This window comes from Endobacterium cereale, from assembly GCF_009617585.1.
GTDB classification, from domain to species: Bacteria; Pseudomonadota; Alphaproteobacteria; order Rhizobiales; family Rhizobiaceae; genus Neorhizobium; species Neorhizobium cereale.
The window spans coordinates 415,979-436,455 of record NZ_WIXI01000022.1; the positions used below are offsets into that span (position 1 = coordinate 415,979).

Consider the following 20,477-nt stretch of genomic DNA (forward strand, 5'->3'; position numbering starts at 1 on the left):
CATCCATTCATGTTGGTCTGCAGACGCGAATGGCCTGCCGGCGGGGAACGTTCTGTCGTGTGGCGTCAGGTCGTGAAACCGGAAGCGGGTGGATCGCTGGCCGGAAAACTTTCCTCCAGACTTTCATCGATATCCGCTTCAGTCTTGTGGGCGCCGTGAGGATGAACGGATGGATGGGCCGACGGTTCCGGCGTCGGCAAATCAACCGGTTCGGGAAGAGTTTCCTTGCCGTCACGCAAACCGTTTCCAAGATCGTTTCCGGCATTCATCGACGCTCTCCTTCGTGGCAAGGTGTAGATCAAAGGCCATGAGTTTCATGTGGGTCACGACATATGATCTACAAGACACAACAAGCGATCATCAATCACATTGAAGAGATCAAGGATATGGATAAGACACCTCGTGTCTTGAAGGATCGCATCCGCATTGGAACAAAACCAACCTGCAGGATATGACCACGCCGACAAATGGATTGACCCGAAAAGCCCACCGCGTATCTTGGCGGCCGATCGAAACGAGGAAAACCGATGCACCGAACCTTGCGGAATCTGGCCCTGACAGCCTCCTTCATCGCCTGCGCTGCGCCTGCATTTTCAGCCGAAAACAAGGGCCGTATCCGCAATGCGACGGCAGCAGAAATCCGCGCACATCTGAACGAGGGCTCGCAGGAAGCCACGACTGACCGCAGCGGTTACACCTACCGCAAGGGTTCCAAGCGCGGTTACAAGATCTCGACGGGCAAGATCTGCATACGGTTTGAGAACAAGCAAACGGACTGCGCCGACATCAAGACCGACGGCTCGAAATTTCACATGATCACCAATGACGGCACCCGCACCCGCTTCTGAAAAACGGAAGTCGTGCCGTTTTTGTACGACTTCAGTAAAATGCGAATGATTGAATGAGGCCTGATTTTACGAGCCTCCGGCATCTTGCCTCCGAAGAAAAAGGAGGCTGCCATGCACCGGATCGCCGTTTCATCCCGCCTGATCGCCGAAATTGCCTATGACCCGGACCTGAAATATCTGGACGTGACGTTTCAGGATGGTGTGGTCCGCCAATTGGCGGACGTGCCGACGGAGACCGTCAGCGGCCTTCTGACCGCCACTTCCCCCGGCAACTATTACATGACCTATATCCGCAAGGTGTTTCCCCGCCGCGACGGCACGACCGTTTCACAAAACGCCCGCACCGCCTAAGCGGACAAAAAATCACTTCGAGACGTCGATCACCACACGGCCGCGGATTTTTCCGGCCAGAATATCGTCCGCCAGTTCCGGCAGTTTCGACATCGGCTGCATCTGCGTGATCCTGTCGAGTTTTGCGCGATCGAGATCACGCGCCAAACGCGCCCAGGCAGATTGACGCTGCATCTGCGGCGCCATCACCGAATCCACGCCGATCAAAGCCACCGAGCGCAGGATATGCGGAATGACCGTAGCCGGAAGATCCGCCCCGCCCGCAAGACCGCAGGCGGCGATCACACCGCCCCGCACAGTTTGAGAGAGGGCATTGGCAAGCGTTGTCGAACCGACGGAATCGATGCCGCCCGTCCAGCGCTCCTTCTGCAACGGTCCGCCCTTTTCCTGCAGCACCGCACGATCGATAAAGGCACTGGCACCAAGCGAGCGCAGGTAATCATGCGTCTCCGGCCGGCCGGTGGAGGCAGTGACATTGTAGCCGGCAGCCGCCAGCAATGCGATCGCCACCGATCCGACACCGCCCGCCGCACCGGTCACCAGTACCTCACCTTCACCCGGCTTGATCGTGCCCCATTTTTCCAGCGCATCGACGCAGAGCGCTGCGGTATAACCCGCCGTGCCGATGGCCATGGCCTGCGCTGGCGAAAACACATCGGGCAGACGGATCAGCCATTCCGGCTTCAGCTTCGCAAACCGCGCATAACCGCCGAATTCCGTTTCAGACAGGCCCCAGCCATTGACCATGACACGATCGCCGGCCTTCCATTCAGGGACACGGGATTCCACCACCGTGCCGCAGAGATCGACACCGCCGATGAGCGGCGTGCGGCGAGCAATCTTGCCCTTGCCGGAGACGGCGAGCCCGTCCTTGTAATTGAGCGTCGAATAGGCGACCTCGACCAGCACACCGTTATCCGGCAGGTCGGAAATCGTCATCTCGCGGAAGGCGCCTTTCGGCTTGCCGTCGACCGTATCGATGACCATGGCGGTAAAGGTTTCGCTCATTTCTCGCTCTTTCCTGTGCTGGCGATGCTTGAAAAACCATCGCAATTTTCACCGGCAAGCATATATGGCCCGCTTCATTCGCGGCGATGACTTAAGGTCGCAATTTGCGCTGACGCAAGTCCATAAATGCAGGCTTGCGTCGGCTCGCTGCTTCGCGTAGCCCGGAGACACGTTTCATTTCACATGTTTTGGAGGAGTGTCCCATGGCGGAAAAGATTATCATTGATACCGATCCCGGCCAGGACGATGCCTTGGCGATCCTGCTAGCACTCGCCAGCCCGGAACTGGAAATCCTCGGCATTACCGCCGCCGCCGGCAATGTGCCGCTGACGCTGACGGAAAAGAATATCCGCAAGATCTGCGAACTGGCAGGGCGCACCGACATCAAGGTTTTCGCCGGCTGCGACAAGCCGATGGAAGGCGCACTCGTCACCGCCGAATATGTGCATGGCTGGACCGGCATCGATGGCGCTACGCTGCCTGATCCGACCATGCCGCTGCAGGAAAAACATGCCGTCGATTTCATCATCGATACGATGATGGCCGAGGCGGAAGGCACCGTCACCATCTGCACTCTCGGACCGCTGACCAATCTCGGCACCGCTCTGACAAAGGCGCCCGAGATCGCCAAACGCATCCGCCGTATCGTCTCCATGGGTGGCGGCTTGTTCGAAGGCGGCAACATCACGCCGGCTGCCGAATTCAACATCTATGTCGACCCGAAGGCTGCAAAGATCGCCTTCGGTTGCGGTGCGCCCGTGGTCATCCTACCGCTGGACGTCACCCACAAGGTGCTGACCACCAAGCCGCGCGTCGCCGCATTCCGCGATTTCGGCACGCCGGTTGGTGATGCGGTCGCCGGGTGGCTGGAATATTTCGAGCGTTTCGACGTGGAGAAATACGGCAGCGAAGGCGGGCCGCTGCATGACCCGAACGTCATCGCCTATCTGCTGAAGCCCGAGCTTTATGCGGGCCGCCAGTGCAATGTCGAGGTGGAGACAGCCTCCGAACTGACCAAGGGCATGACCGTTGCCGACTGGTGGGGCGTGACGGATCGCCCGAAAAACGCGCTGTTCATGGGCAAGGTCGATGCCGACGGCTTTTTTGCGCTGCTGACCGAACGGCTTGCGACACTGCGCTAAGCTCCTGAAATGCAAAAGGGCCGCATCGAGCGGCCCTTTGTTTTTCCGTATACGGACCTAGCTTAACGTCCAGCCCTCAAAGGTGCATAGGCAACTGCCATGCGTGCAGCAAGCGCTGCATTGTTGCGCACCAGCTGAATGTTCGCCTTCAGGCTTTCGCCGCCCGACAGTTCGTTGATGCGGGCAAGCAGGAAGGGCGTCAGCTCCTTGCGGCCAATGCCGCGCTCATCGGCTTCCCTCACCGCATCGGCAATCGTGCCATCGATGAATTCATGCGTCAGCGCTGCCGCTTCGGGGATCGGGTTGGCGATCAGCAGGCCGGTGCCGGTGCCAAGTTGATGGTGCAGAAACATGGCGCGGGCAATCTCTTCCGGTGTATCGAGACGGTGATCCGCCTTGAATCCGCTCTGACGGGTAAAGAAGGCCGGAAACTCTTCCGTTCCGTAGGCAATGACCGGCACGCGCTGGGTTTCGAGATATTCCAAAGTCTTGGCAATATCGAGAATGGATTTCACACCGGCGCAGACGACGGCGGTCTTCGTACGGCCAAGCTCGGTCAGGTCGGCGGAAATATCAAAGGTCTGCTCGGCACCGCGATGTACGCCGCCAACGCCGCCGGTGGCAAAAATGTCGATGCCTGCAAGATCGGCCATCAGCATGGTGGCGGACACGGTCGTGCCGGCCGACTGGCCACGCACCATCGCAACGGCAAGGTCACGGCCCGAGGCCTTGACGACATTTTCAGCCTTTGCCAGCGCCTCCAGCTCGTCCGGCTCCAGACCGACGCGAAGTTCGCCATTCACAACGGCGATGGTCGCGGGCACGGCACCGTTTTCACGGATCACCTGTTCGACGCCGAATGCGGTTGCGAGATTGTCCGGAAAAGGCATGCCATGAGTGATGATGGTGGATTCCAGTGCCACGACCGGGCCACCCGAAGCCAGCGTATCGGCCACTTCCTGGCTGAGCTTTGGTTTGATGAGGGACATGAGAATTCCTTTCAGCGATCGAGGCGATGCATGTTGGCGGCGAGAAAACGTTCGGACAGTTCTGTGTGAACGCTGGCCGGGCTTTCCGTTGTGAGTGTTCCAAGAAGCGCGCCGGTGCGGGCGGCGCGATAGAGATCATCACCTTCCAGCAGGCGATGCAGGGTGCCGGCGATCATCGCGTCGCCCGCGCCGGTCATGTCGACCGGGCTCGCTTCGACGGCCGGGAAAAATTTCAAGCCTTCGCGGGCTGCAACGGCGATACCGCGCCCACCCATTGTGACTACGGCTTCCGATGCGCCGGCAGCCTGCAGTGCAAGTGCTGCTTCGCCAGCATCCGTGATCACCTGATCGAGACGCAGCACCGCATTGGCTTCGTCGATATTCATGAAGATCAGGTCGATACCGGTCAAATCGCGCGGCAGACGCGCCGCTTTGGGTGTCGAGACGGCATCGATCGCCAACCGAAAACGGGCATCACGACGTTTGGAAATCAGGAAGGCCAGTGTCTCCGCAGGCAGGTTGCAATCGGCAAACACCCAGCTGGCTGCCGCCATATGCGACCATGCCTTCTCGACCTGTGCGGGTTGAATGAGATCGAAAATGCTCATGTCGGAAATGCCGAGCACGAGATCACCGGCCGGATCGAGGATCGCCGCATATTCCGCCGTGGGGCGCTCCGCCGTCATCACCACCTGACTAATATCGACGCCGCAATCCTGCAAATCATGAAGAATGGCGCGTCCTGTCTCGTCATCTCCGACCATGGAGACAAAGCCGGTGGCAGTGCCGAGCCGAGCCAGATTTTCCGCGACATTGCGCGCAACACCACCGAAGGAGCGACCGCTATCAACCGGGTTGGAGGTTTCCATCACCAGCGGCGCACGGGCATTGTATTTGCGATCCAGCACCGCGCCGCCGACACAGATGGCCCGCTGGCCGCTTGCCAGAACATAACCGCGACCGAGGATATGACCCTTCTGCACCAGCTGAACGATATGCGCAGCTACGGTGGAGCGGGCGAGACCGAGCTGATCGGCGACTTCCTGCTGGCCGACAAACGGATTAGCCTTGATGATTGCCAGAACCGCCGCTTCCTGTGGTGCAAGTTCGTCCATATGCATGAAGCCTTTTGAAACCTGTTTCATCGTCATTAAAACTTTTGACTATTATGTCAACAGATGTTTACAAGAGCGACAGACATACTTGATCGCAAGTCCGGCCTTACATTTGCCCGCACCCTGCCGGGAAAAAGCCGGCTTTGATTGTGCGGCACAGACGCGTGCTTCCAGCCTGAAGCGCTCCGACGTGATCTGCGAAAGTCAACCTTATAATCCATAAAAATCAACAGCTTGAGCGCCCTTCAAAAGCAAATCCAGTCGTCTTCTGTTTTCAGATTTTTACGATTCGTTATCAGCAAGCCGGAACGGAAATCCGCCATCCGTGTTCTTTCGCCATTGGTGAACCCAAAAGGAGAAGACCAATGCGTAAGATCATCATGACGTCTGCGGCCGCGCTGGCCACGGTGTTTGCTACCGCCGCCTATGCCCAGGAAGGCACCGCAAGTGGCGCAGCCGGCGGCGCCGTCACCGGCGCCATTGTTGGCGGTCCGGTTGGTGCAGCAGTCGGCGGTGTTGCCGGCGCCATCATCGGTACAGCCATCGACCCGCCGCCGCCGGAGGTTGTTACCTATGTCCAACAGCAGCCTGCCCCGGCACCTGTGATGGTGCAGCAGGAAGTGGTTGTCGGCAAACGTATTCCGGAAACCGTGATCCTGACACCGGTGCCGAGCAACGAACGCTACGGCTATGCCATCGTCAACGAACAGCGGGTTATCGTGGATCCGGGCACCCACACGGTCGTTCAGGTCGTCCAATAAACATTCGCCTATGCGAAAAGGCCCCATGCACAGTCGCATGGGGCCTTTTTGTCTTCGGTGGAAATCAAACCAGAACGGCTTGTTCGACCCGGTCTTCCTGACCGAAAATCTTCAGGTAACGCTGAACTTCCGAGGGTTCGCCCGTCGCCTTGTGCGGATTGTCGGACAGTTTTACCGCCGGCCGACCGTTGGCATCGCTGACCTTGCAGACCACCGAGATCGGGTTGAGGCCATCGATTGCCGTTGGCGCGCAGCCCATGAAATCGTTGGTGAGGTTGGTGCCCCAACCAAAACTCATGCGCACGCGGCCTTCGAAATGGCGGTAGGTGTCGATGATCGCATCGACGTCGAGACCATCAGAGAAGATCAGCAGTTTCTGGCGCGGATCGCGCCCCATCTTTTGCCACCATTCGATGATCTTTTCACCACCTTCGATCGGCGGGGCGCTGTCCGGGCGGAAACCGGTCCAGTCGGCCACCCATTCCGGTGCATCACGCAGGAAAGCTGCGGTACCGAAGGCATCCGGCAGCGCGATCAGCAGATTGCCGCCATAAAGCCGATTCCAGTCCTTCATGATATTGTAAGGCGCAGCGCGAAGCTCATCGTCGGTATCGGCGAGAGCTGCCATCACCATGGGCAATTCATGCGCATTGGTGCCGACGGCTTCGAGATCGGAATCCATAGCGAGCAGAACGTTGCTAGTGCCGGTGAAGCCCGGACCGATGCCTTCCTTCAGCGCCTCGACGCACCAGCGCTGCCACAAAAAGCTGTGGCGTCTGCGGGTGCCGAAATCAGAGATGCGCAATCCCGGGAGCTCGCGCAGGCGCTGCACCTTTTCCCACATTTTTGCCTTGGCGCGGGCATAGATCACGTCCAGCGTGAAATAACCCAGCGAGCGCAGGGCGGCACGCGAGCGCAATTCGTTGATGATGGCAAGCGCCGGAATTTCCCACATCGTGGTATCAACCCACCGACCGTGGAAAGTCAGCTCATATTGGCCATCACGTTTCGAAAGCTCGTATTCTGGCAACTGATATGCGGCGAGCCAGGTCAGAAATTCGGGTTCAAAGATCTGCTTGCGGCCATAAAACGTGTTACCCGCCAGCCAGATCATTTCCTTCTTGGTAAGACGTAGCGAGCGGGCGTAATCCAGCTGGTCGCGCAGCTCACCTTCATCGATTTCATCTGCCAGACGCACACGTGTGGTGCGGTTGATCAGGGAGAACGTTGCATCCGTTTGCGGATACAGTTTCCAAATCATCTGCAACATCAGCAATTTGTAGAAATCCGTATCGATCAGACTGCGAATGATCGGATCGAGTTTGAAGGCGTGGTTATAGACCCGGGTTGCGATATCGGTCTTCGTCATGCCTGCCCCTGCGGCGCACCCCGAAATCGGGAGAAAACGCCCTTGCCTGCCTAAGGTAAGAGCGTGTTTTCACGCTCGCGGCACAATTTATCGGCAAAACATATGACAAAGTCCAGATGCGGGCGCATCAAATCGATTGATGTGTGCCGCATCTGGATTGAACCTTGAGTCAGGGAGTGTTGGCAGGTGCCGGAGCTTCACTCGGCTTTGCGGGTTCAGCAGGGCCGGCAGGTGGTGTCGCCGTCTGTTCGGCGGGTGGCGCCGTCTTGGCACCCCACCATTCCGCACCACCCCATCCCAGCAGCGCCAGAACGATACCGGCCAGCAGCACTTTCAGAACCGGCTTCCCCTTGGCGCCCTGGCGGGCATCCGTCGGCGTCAGGGGCTGTTCGATTTCCTTGACCGTATCGCGCGTGCCAAAAGGTGGTGGCACTGTATCGATCGGCCGAGCGTCCTTTGGATCGAAACGGCTGTTCATCGTCTCCTCCTTCAAAAATCTGCCGCCTAGCGACGACAATCATGAGAGGAGAACCGATTATCCGCGCAAATGTTCCGGGCTGATGACGCCGCTACTGACTGTCCACCGTCACCTCGGCCGCCTCTATCTTGAAGGCAGCCGCCATCAGTGCGCGCGTGTAATCATTCTGTGGCGCCTTGAAAATCTGCTCCGATGGACCGGCTTCCATGACTTTTCCGAGCCGCATGACGATCATTTCATTGGCCAGCGCCTTCACCACTTTCAGGTCGTGGCTGATGAACAGGTAAGCGAGTTGATGTTTCTGCTGCAGATCACGCAGAAGGTCGACTACCTGCGCCTGCACGGTCATATCCAGCGCCGAGGTCGGCTCATCAAGCATGACGAAACGCGGCTTCAACACCATGGCGCGGGCAATGGCGATACGCTGCCGCTGGCCGCCGGAAAATTCGTGCGGATACCGCCAGCGGGTGGCCGGATCGAGGCCGACTTCATCCAATGCCGCTGCGACGCGGTGGTCGCGTTCCGCTGCTGAAAGCGACTTTTCGTGCACCTTCAGGCCCTCGGCAATGATTTCGCCCACCGACATACGCGGGCTGAGCGAGCCGTAAGGATCCTGAAACACTACCTGCAGCCGGTCGCGATAAGGCAGCATGCCCTTGAAGGACAGGCCATCGATCTCGTTGCCGATAAAGCTGATACGCCCCTTGGACGAGATCAACCGCGCCAAAGCAAGGCCAAGCGTCGTCTTGCCGGAGCCGGATTCACCGACAACACCCAGCGTCTCACCCGCCCTCAGCGTCAGGTCGACGCCATCCACCGCCTTCACATGATCGACCACCTTGCGGAAGAAACCGGCCTTGACCGGAAACCAGACTTTTATGTCCTTGCCTTCCATCACCACCGGGCGGGTCGGATCGGTCACCGGCGGCTCGCCACGCGGCTCGGAAGCCAGCAGATGGCGGGTGTATTCATGGCTCGGATTTTCAAAAACGTCCTCAACCGCGCCGGTCTCGACGATCTTGCCCTTGGTCATCACGCAGACACGATCGGCAAATTTGCGGACAATGCCGAGATCATGGGTGATGAACAGGATCGACATGCCGTAATCGACCTTCAACCGGCTCAGAAGCTCGAGAATCTGCGCCTGCACGGTGACATCAAGCGCCGTCGTCGGCTCATCGGCAATCAGCAGTTTTGGACGGTTGGCGAGCGCCATGGCAATCATCACACGCTGGCGCTGGCCACCGGACAATTCGTGCGGAAAAGCCTTCAGCCGCTTTTCCGGCTCGCGAATGCCAACTTCATTGAGAAGTTCCAGCGTGCGAACGCGGGCAGAGGCAACATTCATGCCCTGATGCAGCGCCAGAATTTCACCGATCTGCCGCTCGATCGAGTGCAGCGGATTAAGCGAGGTCATCGGCTCTTGGAAGATCATGGTGATGTCGTCACCACGAACATGCCGCAGCTCAGTATCGCTGGCCTTCAGCATATCCTTTCCGCCGAACAGTATTTCTCCCGATGGATGGCTCGCCGCCGGATAGGGCAGAAGGCGCAGGATCGAATTGGCAGACACCGATTTTCCGGAGCCGGATTCACCGACCAGCGCCATTACCTCGCCCGGCGCGATATCAAAGGACACGCGATCGACAGCAAGCGATGTCTTGCCGCCCTGATGGAAGGCAACCGACAGGTCTTTGACGGAGAGAAGCGGTTCGATCCTGGTGCTCATTTAAATGCCTTTCGCGGATCGAATGCATCGCGCACGGCCTCGCCGACGAAGATCAGCAGTGACATCATCACCGACATGGCCATGAAGGCGGTGATGCCGAGCCAAGGCGCCTGCAGGTTATTCTTGCCCTGCGCGATCATTTCACCCAGCGACGGCGAACCAGGGGGCATGCCGACGCCGAGGAAATCGAGCGAGGTCAGTGTGGCAATCGAGCCGGATAGGATGAAGGGGAGAAATGTCAGTGTCGCCACCATGGCATTGGGCAGAAGGTGGCGGATCATGATCGTCCAGTTGCCGACACCAAGCGCTCTTGCCGCCCGCACATATTCGAAATTGCGAGCACGCAGGAATTCGGCTCGCACCACGCCGACAAAGCCGACCCAGGAGAACAGCAGCATAATGCCGAGTAGGATGAAGAAACCCGGAGGCAGGATGGCCGCAATAATGAGCAGGATGTAGAAGACCGGCATGGCCGACCAGATCTCGATGAAGCGCTGCATCAGCAGATCGGTCCAGCCGCCGAAATACCCCTGCACGGCACCGGCGAGTACGCCGATGACGGCAGACGCAAAGGTCAGCGCCAGCCCGAACAACACGGAAATACGGAAACCGTAGATCAGTCGGGCCGCAACATCGCGTGCCTGATCATCCGTGCCGAGCCAGTTCAGGTTGCCGAGGTGGCAATTCGGATCGGCATCCTTTTGGGCATAGGCGCTGCAGCGATCAGCCTTGTTCATCAGCCAGAACGGCTCGGTCGGCGCCGAATGCGGGATCTGCGAATTGACCGTCTGATAGGAATAGCGGATCGGCGGCCAGATCATCCAGCCGTTGGCTTCGATCTCCTGTTGGATGAACTCGGAACGGTAATCGGTGGTAGCCAGAAAGCCGCCGAATTTTTCCTCCGGGTAATCGACCAGAACGGGATAGAGAATTTCGCCTTTGTAGGAGGCGATGATCGGCCGATCGTTGGCAATGAACTCTGCCATCAAAGCGAGAAAGAACAGGAAGAGAAAAATCCAGAAGGACCAGAAACCTCGGCCATTGGCGCGAAAATTCTGCCAGCGTCGCAGGCTGGTGGGCGACCAGAAACCTTTCGGTGGAGCCGAAGCGTTTGCGGCGGCTGTCGTTACGGAAGCGTCAGCCATCAGACGTCCCTCCGCTCGAAATCGATGCGCGGGTCGATCCACGTATAGATCAAGTCGGATACGAGACTGATGACGAGGCCCATCAGAGAGAAAATATAGAGCGTGCCGAACACGATCGGATAATCACGGTTGATGATGGCGAGATAACCCAGACGCCCAAGACCATCGAGCGAAAAGATGTTTTCGATCAACAGCGAGCCGGTGAAAAAGGCCGAGATGAAGGCGCCCGGGAAACCGGCGATGACGATCAGCATCGCATTGCGAAAAACGTGACCGTAAAGCACCTGTCGCTCGTTCAGTCCCTTCGCACGCGCGGTCGTGACATACTGTTTCTTGATCTCATCGATGAATGAGTTCTTGGTCAGAAGCGTGGTGGTGGCAAAGGCTGACAGCGACAGCGCGATCAGCGGCAGGGTCAGGTGCCAGAAGTAGTCGAGTATCTTTTCCCACCAGGACAGGTCGGCAAAATTGTCGGAGACGAGGCCACGCAACGGGAACCAGTCGAAGAAGGAACCACCGGCAAACAGAACGATCAACAGGATGCCGAACAGAAAGCTCGGCACCGCATAACCGACGATAATGATGCCGGATGTCCAGATATCGAAAGCCGATCCGTCAGTGACGGCCTTGCGGATGCCGAGCGGGATGGAAATGATGTAGGAAAACAGCAAAATCCACACACCCAGCGACAAAGAGACCGGAAGCTTGTCGAGGATCAGATCGATGACTGGCGTATTGCGGAAGAAGCTCTCGCCGAAATCGAAACGGGCATAGTTCCACATCATGTCGAGGAAACGCGTCAGCGGCGGCTTGTCGAAGCCGAACTGCTGCTCGAGTTTCTTGATGAATTCCGGATCGAGACCCTGTGCACCGCGATATTGCCCTTCATCCCCACCCTGCGTGGCAAGATCATTGCCGCCACCGGACAGACGATCGCCGGCATCGGAACCTTGCAACTGGGCAATGACCTGCTCGACCGGCCCACCGGGCGCGAATTGGATGACGATGAAGGAAACCGCCATGATACCGACCAGCGTCGGGATCATCAGCAGAAGGCGGCGGAGAATATAGGCGCCCATCAGCGCTCCCTGATCGTCGTTGTGTGCGTTTCACCAGAGGCGGGTGAAAACGGCATTGCGGCGTGCATGCGAATCATCGGCCATTTGGACCAGTTGGGCTTGCATGAAGCAAGCCCCCGGACCGAAAGCTCATTTCTCCGCCTGTTTGTCGAACCAGATCTGCGGGAAGCCGATTTCATATTCCGGCAATGTCGCAGGATGCGCGATGCGGTCCCAATAGGCGACCTTTTCCTCGCCCGAATAGAACATCGGCACGACGTAATGATTGGCGAGAAGGACGCGGTCCATGGCCTTGATCGCTGCCACCTGCTCGTCGCGATTGGGGGCGAACACGATCTTGCGGATCAGGATGTCGACCGCTGGGTCGGCGATCCCGGCGTAGTTTCGCGATCCTTGTCGACTGACGGAATCTGATCCCCAATATTCGGTCTGCTCATTGCCGGGGTTCATAGACTGTGCCCAAACGCTATAGAGCATGTCGTAATCGAAGCTGCGAACACGGTTGATGTATTGCGATGAATCGACCGTGCGGATGCGGGCATCAATCCCGATCTTTTTGAGGCTAGCCACATAGGGAACGACGGTCCGCTCCTGCGCGGCGTTGCTGAGCAGGATTTCAAAGCTCAATGGCTTGCCGGTCCGAGAATTGACCATGCGGTTTCCCTTTAGCTCCCAGCCAGCCTCCTTCAAAAGACCAACTGCCTTTCGCAGGTTATCGCGAACCTTGTTCGGATCCCCCCCCACTGGGTTCGTGTAGGGTTCTGTAAAGACACGCACCGGGATCTTGTCCTTCAACTCCTGCAGAAGCTCAAGTTCACGCCCCTGTGGCAGACCGGAAGATGCCAGTTCCGTTCCCCAAAAAAAGCTGTCGACGCGCTTCAAGCCGCCAAAGGCGAGGTTCTTGTTGAGATCCTCGAAATCATAGGCGTAGTTGAGTGCTTCGCGCACTTTTGGGTCCTTGAAGATGTCACGCCGCATATTCGGAACGAAGGCTTGCATCACACCGAGCGCCTTGAACGGATTGGTCAGCGCTTCCCGTTTTACACGCCCGTCCTTCACCGCATCGAAATCGTAACGGGTTGCCCAGCGGCTGGAACTGTTTTCACGGCGATAATCGATCGTGCCCGCGCGAAATGCTTCGAAGGCCACGTCACTGTCGGAGAAATAGGAATAGCTGATCGTGCGAAAATTGTTCTGCCCAAGATTGATCGGCAGATCCTTGCCCCAATAATCGTCGCGCAATTCGTACCGGATCGAGGATCCGGGCTGGATGGCACCAACCTTGTAAGGCCCCGACCCCATGACGGCAGCCAGCGTCGTCTTGGAAATATCGCGCTGTTGGCCCTTGTCGTCCTTACCCTCCCACCAGTGTTTGGGCAGGATCGGAAAATCGCCGACGATCGACGGCAGTTCCTTGTTGTCCTTCTCATCGAAGCGGAACGTCACCTCGAGTTCGCCGGTCTTTTCCACGCTCGCAACGTGACGATAGTACCCGGAATACATCGCGCTCAATTCCTTGAGCTTTTCCATGCTGAAGATCACGTCATTCGGTGTCACCGGCTGGCCATCTGCCCATTTTGCCTCGGCACGCAGGCGAAAAGTCGCCGACGACATGTCATCCGGATAGGATACCGCCTCGGCCAGAAGACCGTAGGTGCCAAAAACCTCGTTTTCCGAACGTTTCATCAGCGTGTCGTAGATCATGCCGAGACCGAGCACCGGTGATCCCCGGTCGATAACCAGATTGAGGTTGTCGAATGTGCCTTCCGCAGCCAGCCGCAACTGACCCGATTTGGGCGCATTCACATCGACGTAAGGAAGCTGCTTGAAATCCGCCGGCAATTCCAGATCGCCGATCACGGCCATACCATGCCGCCATTTCTGCTCCTGCCCCGCATCCTGCGCCTGCACTCCCGACACTGTGGCGACCGTTGTTGCCATAACGATTGCCAAACCTGCCTTCAGCCGGGACCAAGCCATTCGAAACCTCTTTCTGCATTATCGCGTTGCGGCGAAGCATAGGGCAAAACAGGGCGAAAAACAGGAGCGTGGCTCTCACAAGCGTATTATCGACGAGATAATCGCCGCCACCACGCATCTCCATTTCACCAAAATCCGGTTTCACGGTAAAAACGGATCAACTGAGTGATTTGCGACGGATAACCATGGCAACGATTTCCCGAAGTGTTTTGGCCCTGACGGCAGCAGCGATGCTTTGCGGGGCGCTTGCCGACCCCACCATGGCGCAGGAAGGAACACCGGCAAAACAGTTGTTCGGTAATGTTGCCCTTCCTTCCGATGGCGCATCGACCCCGATCGGCTCTTATGCCAAGGGTTGCCAGATGGGCGCAGTTGCGATGCCCGAGGACGGGCCGACCTGGCAGGCCATGCGGCTGTCGCGCAACCGTCGCTGGGGCCAGCCACAGTTGGTCGCACTTCTTCAGCGTTTTTCGATGGATGCGGCCCGGCTGGGCTGGGGTTCGGGTATCCTCATCGGCGACATTTCCCAGCCACGCGGCGGCCCAATGCTGTTTGGCCATGCTTCGCACCAGATCGGTCTGGATGCTGATATCTGGTTCACGCCCATGCCTGAACGCCACATGACCGCGCAGGAGCGTGAAAAACTGCCCTTCACGTCCATGCTCGACAAGAGCAAGTTCCTGACAGTCGATCAGCGCCGCTGGACCTTCACGCATGCCAAACTCGTCATGCAGGCAGCAAGTTACCCGGATGTAGAGCGGGTGTTCGTCAATCCTGCCATCAAAAAGAAGCTATGCGACACCTGGACCGGCAACCGATCGCTGCTTGGCAAGGTCAGGCCGATCTATGGCCATGACGAGCATTTTCATATCCGCATGCGCTGCCCGACAGGCGATGCGAATTGCAGGCCGCAGGCATCAGTACCGGCTGGCGACGGCTGTGACAAATCGCTCGCTTGGTGGTTCACCCCCGAACCCTGGGCCAAGCCCAAAAAGGACCCGAGCGAAAAACCGGTCAAACCGCGTCAGGTCATGCTGTCGGACCTGCCAAGGGCCTGCGCGGCCGTGCTTTCGGCGCCGGATGACCCGGCGATCACGGCAGCTACCAGCGGCATTACGCGCGTCGCCCCCCGCTCATCCGCCGTTCAACCGGATGATGATGCGGCGGCGATCGTCAATGCACCGCCTGCCGACGTCCCCCTACCGCGTGCACGCCCTTCCAACTAACTGACGAAGCCCGTTGGCAAAAACCTGATCTCCAGTCTAGAAATCCATAGCCTCTTGCCAAAGCAGGCAGATGCTATGGAAATCGCAGGCAAAAGCCCTATAAGTTCCACGGGCGAGGAGAGATCATGTCGGACACACAATGTATTGCGCTGATCGCGCATGACCTGAAAAAGGACGACATGGCGGATTTCGCCCGCGTTCATCAGGCATCACTTGCGAAATTCAGGATCGTCGCCACAGGCACGACCGGCGGCAGGGTTCTTGAGGCTGCACCGGGTCTCGACGTGACACGTTTGAAAAGCGGTCCGCTTGGCGGTGACCAGCAGATCGGCGCAATGATTGCGACCGGCGAGGTCGACATGTTGATCTTCTTCATCGACCCGCTTTCCGCCCTACCTCATGATGTCGACGTGAAGGCACTGACCCGTCTTGCCACCGTCTATGACATCCCGATGGCGCTCAACCGCGCGTCCGCCGAAAAATTTATCGACTTCCAGAAAGGCTGACATTTCTTATGGCCGACAGCATGAAAACCGAAGCACTGCCCTTCCCTATTCTTCTCGGCGATATCGGCGGCACCAATGCCCGTTTCTCCATTCTTGCCGATGCGACGGCTGAAGCCACACCTTTCGTCAGCGTCAAGACTGCGGATTATGCGACGATCGACGACGCGATCCAGAAGGTTGTACTGGACGGCAACGATCTGAAGCCGCGCTCGGCCATCCTCGCCATTGCCGGCCCGATCGACGGCGACGAGATCGATCTCACCAATTGCGACTGGATCGTCCGGCCGAAGAAGATGATTTCCGAACTCGGTTTCGATGATGTTCTGGTCGTCAACGATTTCGAGGCCCAGGCTTTGGCGGCTTCCGAACTCGGCCCGAAGCACCGGGAAACCCTCGGCCCTGAAGATCAGCCACACATGGCATCGCGCGTGGTTCTCGGCCCCGGCACGGGTCTTGGCGTTGCCGGCCTCTTGCATGCCCGCGACATGTGGTTCCCGGTTCCGGGTGAAGGTGGACACGTGGATGTCGGACCACGGTCGGAGCGCGATTTTGCCATCTTCCCGCACCTCAAGCGCATCGAAGGCCGTGTTTCGGCTGAAGAGATCTTGAGCGGACGCGGCGTCGTCAACATCTACCAAGCGATCTGCAAGGCTGATGATATTGACGCATCACTGAAGGAGCCTGCAGATGTGACGGCTGCCGGTCTTGACGGCTCCAATCCGCAGGCGGTCGAGACACTGTCGCTCTTTTCTACCTATCTCGGTCGTGTCGCTGGCGATATGGCGCTGATTTTCATGGCGCGCGGGGGCGTCTATCTGGCCGGGGGCATCTCACAGAAAATCCTTGCGGCACTGAAGAAACCGGAATTCCGTACCGCATTCGAGGACAAGGCACCGCATAATCAACTGCTGGCCACCATCCCAACCTTCGTCGTCACTCATCCACAGGCAGCACTGGCCGGTCTTGCAAGTTTTGCACGCAAGCCTTCGGCCTATGGTGTTTCCATGGACGAACGCCGCTGGCAGCGGTAAATGGCTGCTTCTGCTGGCACGTTTAAGCGTGCCCGGTCGGCCTGCACAAATGCAACAAGGTTTTCGAATCTCTTGGCTCGGCTAGCCAAAACGCTACCAACTGGTTAAGACGCGCGTCCAACAGGGGCGCTTTTGCGTCAAAGTTTTGGTGATTGGAAGGCTTGTTGAAAGCGCACAAGAACAGAAAATCCGAAGTCAGTTCCTCGACGGTGGCAGGCACGCTGAAGCGCGTCATCGCTGAAAACGGGCGTGATCATATCGGCGGTTATGCCTTTGCGATTAGCTGTCTGATCTTGGTTGCCGCCAGCACCGCCTTTACCGCCTGGATCATGGAAGCCGTTGTCAACGAAGCCTTTGCCAACAAGCGCGCCGATCTCGTCATCCTGATCTGCAGTGCCATTTTCGGTGTCTTCGTTCTACGCGGTTTCGCCAGCTACTTCGAAGCCGTCACGCTTGCCAAGATCGGCAACAATATCGTCGCCCGCTACCAGCGCCGCCTCTATACGCATTTGATGGGCCTTTCGGTCGGTTTTTTCAGCGAGGCGCGTTCGGCTCACCTTGCCGCTCAGATCAGCCAGAACGTCACCGGTATCCGCGACGTGCTGAACTTGACCGTGACCTCGACCGCACGCGATTTTCTGACCCTCATCGCCCTGATCGGCGTGATGATCAGCAAGGATTGGGTTCTGTCACTGATCGTCTTTGCCGTGGCACCGCCGCTTCTTTATGCGCTGCGTTATGTGTCACGCCGTCTGCGTGTGGCCACCAAGGATGCGATCGAGGTCAACAGCCACGTGCTGGGTGCCATGCAGGAAACCATCCAGGGCATTGCCATCGTCAAGGCGTTTACGATGGAACGGCAACTGGATGACAAGGTTACAAACATCATCGAGACGGCGGAAAAGCGGGCGAACCGCATTGCCCGCCTGTCGGAACGCACCTCGCCGCTGACAGAATCCTTTGCCGGTCTCGCGATCGCCAGCGTTCTCGCTTATGCCGCCTTCCGCTCGATCTACGACAATGTTCCGCCAGGTGCCTTTTTCTCCTTCGTCACAGCGCTGTTGATGGCCTATGACCCGGCACGTCGCCTTGCCAAACTGCAGGTGCAGATCGAACGTGCCGTCGTCAACGCCCGCATGATCTACGCGCTGCTCGATCTTCAGCCTCAGCAGCGTGAAGTGCCGGACGCTGCTGAACTCGTCGTGACGGAAGCAAAGATCGAGCTCAGAAACGTCGGTTTCGCCTATGGCGAAGGCGTGCCCATTCTGAAAGGCGTCGATATCGTCGCCGAGGGCGGCAAGACCACCGCGCTGGTCGGCCCATCCGGCGCAGGCAAATCGACGATCATTGCGCTTGTTCCGCGTTTCTACGATCCGACCGAAGGTGCGATCCTGATCGACGGACAGGATATTTCCAAGGTCACGAAGTCCTCACTGCGCCGCCAGCTCGCTTACGTTTCGCAACAACCTTATCTGTTCGAGGGCTCGATCCGCGACAACATCCGCTACGGACGCCCCGAGGCGACAGATGTGGAGATCGAGGAAGCAGCCCGTCTTGCCCATGCGCATGATTTCATCCTGTCGCAGCCCAAGGGTTACGACACACCTGTCGGTGAAAACGGCATCACGCTTTCCGGCGGCCAGCGCCAACGACTGTCGATTGCACGGGCTCTGGTTCGCAACGCACCGATCCTCCTGCTCGATGAAGCAACCTCTGCACTCGACAACGAATCGGAAGCAGCCGTACAGAAGGCGCTTGATGTCGCCATGAAGGGCCGCACCGTTGTCGTCGTTGCGCACCGCCTGTCGACCGTCGTCAAGGCCGACAAGATCGTCGTCATGAGCGACGGCCATGTGATCGAACAGGGCTCGCATGAGGAGCTTGCTAAGCGCCCGGACGGGCTCTACGCTCGCCTCAACAATCTGCAGGCGTCGCCGATCGAAAAGCCCGCGGAAGAAGACTGATCGACTGCATCAATACGGAGCCTGCCTGAATGCCTGCGACACCCAAGACCGAAACAGACATGAAGCTCGTGGTCGTGGGTGCAGCCGGCAGAATGGGTCAATCGCTGATCCGTATCATTCAGGAAACAGAAGGTGTGCGCCTGCATGCAGCGATTGGCCGTGAAGGTTCGTCGTTTATCGGCAAGGATGCCGGAGAACTGGCCGGTGTCGGTTTTCTTGGCATTCCGCTGACGGCCGATCCTTTGCAGGCCTTCCTGAATGCCGATGGCGTTCTGGATTTCACCACGCCGGCAACCTCCGTCGAATATGCGGGTCTCGCCGCTCAGGCGCGCATCGTGCATGTATGCGGCACGACCGGTTGCTCCGAAGCAGACAATGAAAAGATCATTGCGGCCGGCCGTCATGCGCGTGTCGTCAAATCCGCCAATACAAGTCTCGGCGTCAATCTTCTCGGCGTGCTCGTCGAGCAGGCGGCAAAGGCTCTGCCGGCATCGGGCTGGGATATCGAAATCATGGAAATGCACCACAAGCACAAGGTCGACGCACCTTCAGGTGCCGCCCTTCTGCTCGGCGAATTTGCCGCCCGTGGCCGCGACATCGCACTTACCAACCATTCGGTGCGGGTGCGTGATGGCCATACTGGCGCACGCGAAGCCGGCAAGATCGGCTTTGCCACCCTGCGCGGCGGCTCCATTGTCGGTGATCATTCTGTGCTTTTTGCCGGCGAAGGCGAAATGCTCACCCTTTCTCACACCGCCCGCGACCGCAGCATATTTGCACGCGGTGGTGTTGCTGCGGCACTTTGGGCCCGCGACAAGAAGCCGGGTTTCTATTCCATGCTCGACGTGCTTGGACTTTCAAACTGACAAACACACACATACTTGGAGGTAAGATCATATGAGCGGCACCCTCGTCCTCGTTCGCCACGGGCAGAGCGACTGGAATCTCAAGAACCTGTTCACCGGCTGGCGCGACCCGGACCTGACCCCGCTCGGCATCGAAGAAGCCGAAGCCGGCGGCAAGGCGCTCGCAGAAACCGGCATCAAGTTCGATATCGCCTTCACCTCCGACTTGAAGCGCGCCCAGAACACGTTGAAGATCGTACTCGACAAGCTCGGCCAGTCCAGTCTCGAAACGATCCGCAACCAAGCGCTCAATGAGCGCGATTACGGCGATCTGTCCGGCCTCAATAAGGACGATGCCCGTGCCAAGTGGGGCGAGGAACAGGTACATATCTGGCGCCGGTCCTACGATGTACCGCCTCCGGGCGGCGAAAGCCTGCGCGACACCGGTGCCCGCGTCTGGCCCTATTACCTGACGGAAATTTTGCCGCGCGTGCTCAAGGGCGAGAAGGTTCTGGTTGCCGCGCACGGCAATTCGTTGCGTTCGCTGATCATGGTTTTGGACCGCCTGACGAAGGAACAGATCCTTGACGTCAATCTCGCGACCGGCGTTCCGATCGTCTACACGGTCAACGCCGATTCGACCGTCGCTTCCAAGGCCGTTCTGGGCGACATGTCCAAAGCGCACTGAGCCACGGAACGGGCATAAATACAGAAAAAGCCGCGTCAGTGACGCGGCCTTTTCTGTATGAATAACAATATGCCAAATAATCGGCAATCAATCGTGATGACGGGAATACCAATAGGCCGACAATACACCGCTGGCTGCAAAGACTGCCATGACGGTGCCGATCATGATGCTTGCTTCTTCCATTGTACTGTCTCCTTATTACGCTGTGGAAACGTGCAAAGAG

Annotated in this window: 20 protein-coding genes; 10 read left to right on the forward strand and 10 right to left on the reverse strand. The window is 58.2% G+C overall.

The window, feature by feature from the left end; genetic code table 11:
* Positions 1-65: 65 nt before the first annotated feature.
* The gene (locus GAO09_RS02265; protein ID WP_153352418.1) at positions 66-269 is read right to left on the reverse strand and encodes a hypothetical protein; all 204 of its coding nucleotides are present in this window, start codon (positions 267-269) and stop codon (positions 66-68) included.
* A gap of 258 nt (positions 270-527) precedes the next feature.
* Between GAO09_RS02265 and GAO09_RS02270 the strand changes: the two genes are divergently transcribed.
* Together GAO09_RS02270 and GAO09_RS02275 are read left to right on the forward strand one after the other, a co-directional pair.
* Positions 528-848 (forward strand): hypothetical protein, encoded by a 321-nt coding sequence (locus GAO09_RS02270; protein ID WP_153352419.1) that lies wholly within the window; start codon positions 528-530, stop codon positions 846-848.
* A gap of 111 nt (positions 849-959) precedes the next feature.
* Positions 960-1,199 (forward strand): KTSC domain-containing protein, encoded by a 240-nt coding sequence (locus GAO09_RS02275; protein ID WP_153352420.1) that lies wholly within the window; start codon positions 960-962, stop codon positions 1,197-1,199.
* Between the two features lie 12 nt (positions 1,200-1,211).
* On the opposite strand, the gene GAO09_RS02280 is transcribed toward GAO09_RS02275, so the two are convergent.
* Positions 1,212-2,207: an MDR family oxidoreductase gene (locus tag GAO09_RS02280; RefSeq protein ID WP_153352421.1), complete on the reverse strand. Its 996-nt coding sequence runs from the start codon at positions 2,205-2,207 to the stop codon at positions 1,212-1,214.
* Positions 2,208-2,410: 203 nt separating this feature from the next.
* On the opposite strand from GAO09_RS02280, the gene GAO09_RS02285 reads away from it, so the two are divergent.
* Positions 2,411-3,349, forward strand: coding sequence for a nucleoside hydrolase (locus GAO09_RS02285; RefSeq protein WP_153352422.1), 939 nt, complete (start codon positions 2,411-2,413; stop codon positions 3,347-3,349).
* Positions 3,350-3,411: 62 nt separating this feature from the next.
* Here GAO09_RS02285 and GAO09_RS02290 read toward each other — a convergent pair whose 3' ends face one another.
* Together GAO09_RS02290 and GAO09_RS02295 are read right to left on the reverse strand one after the other, a co-directional pair.
* On the reverse strand, positions 3,412-4,338 hold the full coding sequence (locus GAO09_RS02290) for a pseudouridine-5'-phosphate glycosidase (protein ID WP_153352423.1): 927 nt from the start codon (positions 4,336-4,338) through the stop codon (positions 3,412-3,414).
* Positions 4,339-4,349: 11 nt separating this feature from the next.
* Positions 4,350-5,453, reverse strand: coding sequence for a carbohydrate kinase (locus GAO09_RS02295; protein ID WP_153352424.1), 1,104 nt, complete (start codon positions 5,451-5,453; stop codon positions 4,350-4,352).
* A 365-nt stretch (positions 5,454-5,818) separates the two neighbouring features.
* Between GAO09_RS02295 and GAO09_RS02300 the strand changes: the two genes are divergently transcribed.
* Entirely contained in the window at positions 5,819-6,214 is a 396-nt protein-coding gene (locus GAO09_RS02300) for a DUF1236 domain-containing protein (protein ID WP_153352425.1), read from the forward strand.
* A gap of 64 nt (positions 6,215-6,278) precedes the next feature.
* On the opposite strand, the gene pncB is transcribed toward GAO09_RS02300, so the two are convergent.
* The 6 genes from pncB to GAO09_RS02330 all read right to left on the reverse strand — a co-directional run bounded on the left by pncB (position 6,279) and on the right by GAO09_RS02330 (position 13,994).
* Positions 6,279-7,583, reverse strand: a complete 1,305-nt coding sequence (gene pncB / locus GAO09_RS02305; protein ID WP_153352426.1) for a nicotinate phosphoribosyltransferase — start codon at positions 7,581-7,583, stop codon at positions 6,279-6,281.
* A gap of 169 nt (positions 7,584-7,752) precedes the next feature.
* Positions 7,753-8,061: a flagellar basal body-associated FliL family protein gene (locus GAO09_RS02310; RefSeq protein WP_153352427.1), complete on the reverse strand. Its 309-nt coding sequence runs from the start codon at positions 8,059-8,061 to the stop codon at positions 7,753-7,755.
* Positions 8,062-8,152: 91 nt separating this feature from the next.
* Positions 8,153-9,790 (reverse strand): ABC transporter ATP-binding protein, encoded by a 1,638-nt coding sequence (locus tag GAO09_RS02315; protein WP_153352428.1) that lies wholly within the window; start codon positions 9,788-9,790, stop codon positions 8,153-8,155.
* Positions 9,787-10,935: an ABC transporter permease gene (locus GAO09_RS02320; RefSeq protein WP_153352429.1), complete on the reverse strand. Its 1,149-nt coding sequence runs from the start codon at positions 10,933-10,935 to the stop codon at positions 9,787-9,789. Before GAO09_RS02320 ends, GAO09_RS02315 begins: the two co-directional genes overlap by 4 nt.
* Positions 10,935-12,014 (reverse strand): microcin C ABC transporter permease YejB, encoded by a 1,080-nt coding sequence (locus GAO09_RS02325; RefSeq protein WP_153352430.1) that lies wholly within the window; start codon positions 12,012-12,014, stop codon positions 10,935-10,937. Before GAO09_RS02325 ends, GAO09_RS02320 begins: the two co-directional genes overlap by 1 nt.
* A gap of 129 nt (positions 12,015-12,143) precedes the next feature.
* Positions 12,144-13,994 carry an extracellular solute-binding protein gene (locus tag GAO09_RS02330; RefSeq protein ID WP_153352431.1) on the reverse strand — a complete coding sequence of 617 codons (1,851 nt, stop codon included), beginning with the start codon at positions 13,992-13,994 and terminating at the stop codon, positions 12,144-12,146.
* A gap of 230 nt (positions 13,995-14,224) precedes the next feature.
* Here GAO09_RS02330 and mepA point away from each other — a divergent pair, with 230 nt between their 5' ends.
* The 6 genes from mepA (at position 14,225) to GAO09_RS02360 (ending at position 20,254) form a co-directional block, all read left to right on the forward strand.
* The gene (gene mepA / locus GAO09_RS02335; RefSeq protein WP_235937914.1) at positions 14,225-15,220 is read left to right on the forward strand and encodes a penicillin-insensitive murein endopeptidase; all 996 of its coding nucleotides are present in this window, start codon (positions 14,225-14,227) and stop codon (positions 15,218-15,220) included.
* A gap of 125 nt (positions 15,221-15,345) precedes the next feature.
* Positions 15,346-15,726 (forward strand): methylglyoxal synthase, encoded by a 381-nt coding sequence (locus tag GAO09_RS02340; RefSeq protein WP_153352433.1) that lies wholly within the window; start codon positions 15,346-15,348, stop codon positions 15,724-15,726.
* An 8-nt stretch (positions 15,727-15,734) separates the two neighbouring features.
* A complete protein-coding gene (locus GAO09_RS02345; protein ID WP_153352434.1) occupies positions 15,735-16,757 on the forward strand; it encodes a glucokinase in 1,023 nt (340 codons plus the stop codon).
* A 164-nt stretch (positions 16,758-16,921) separates the two neighbouring features.
* Positions 16,922-18,721, forward strand: coding sequence for an ABC transporter ATP-binding protein (locus tag GAO09_RS02350; protein WP_153352435.1), 1,800 nt, complete (start codon positions 16,922-16,924; stop codon positions 18,719-18,721).
* Between the two features lie 29 nt (positions 18,722-18,750).
* Positions 18,751-19,587, forward strand: a complete 837-nt coding sequence (gene dapB, locus GAO09_RS02355; protein WP_235937883.1) for a 4-hydroxy-tetrahydrodipicolinate reductase — start codon at positions 18,751-18,753, stop codon at positions 19,585-19,587.
* Positions 19,588-19,618: 31 nt separating this feature from the next.
* A complete protein-coding gene (locus GAO09_RS02360) occupies positions 19,619-20,254 on the forward strand; it encodes a 2,3-bisphosphoglycerate-dependent phosphoglycerate mutase (RefSeq protein ID WP_153352436.1) in 636 nt (211 codons plus the stop codon).
* Positions 20,255-20,477 lie beyond the last annotated feature (223 nt).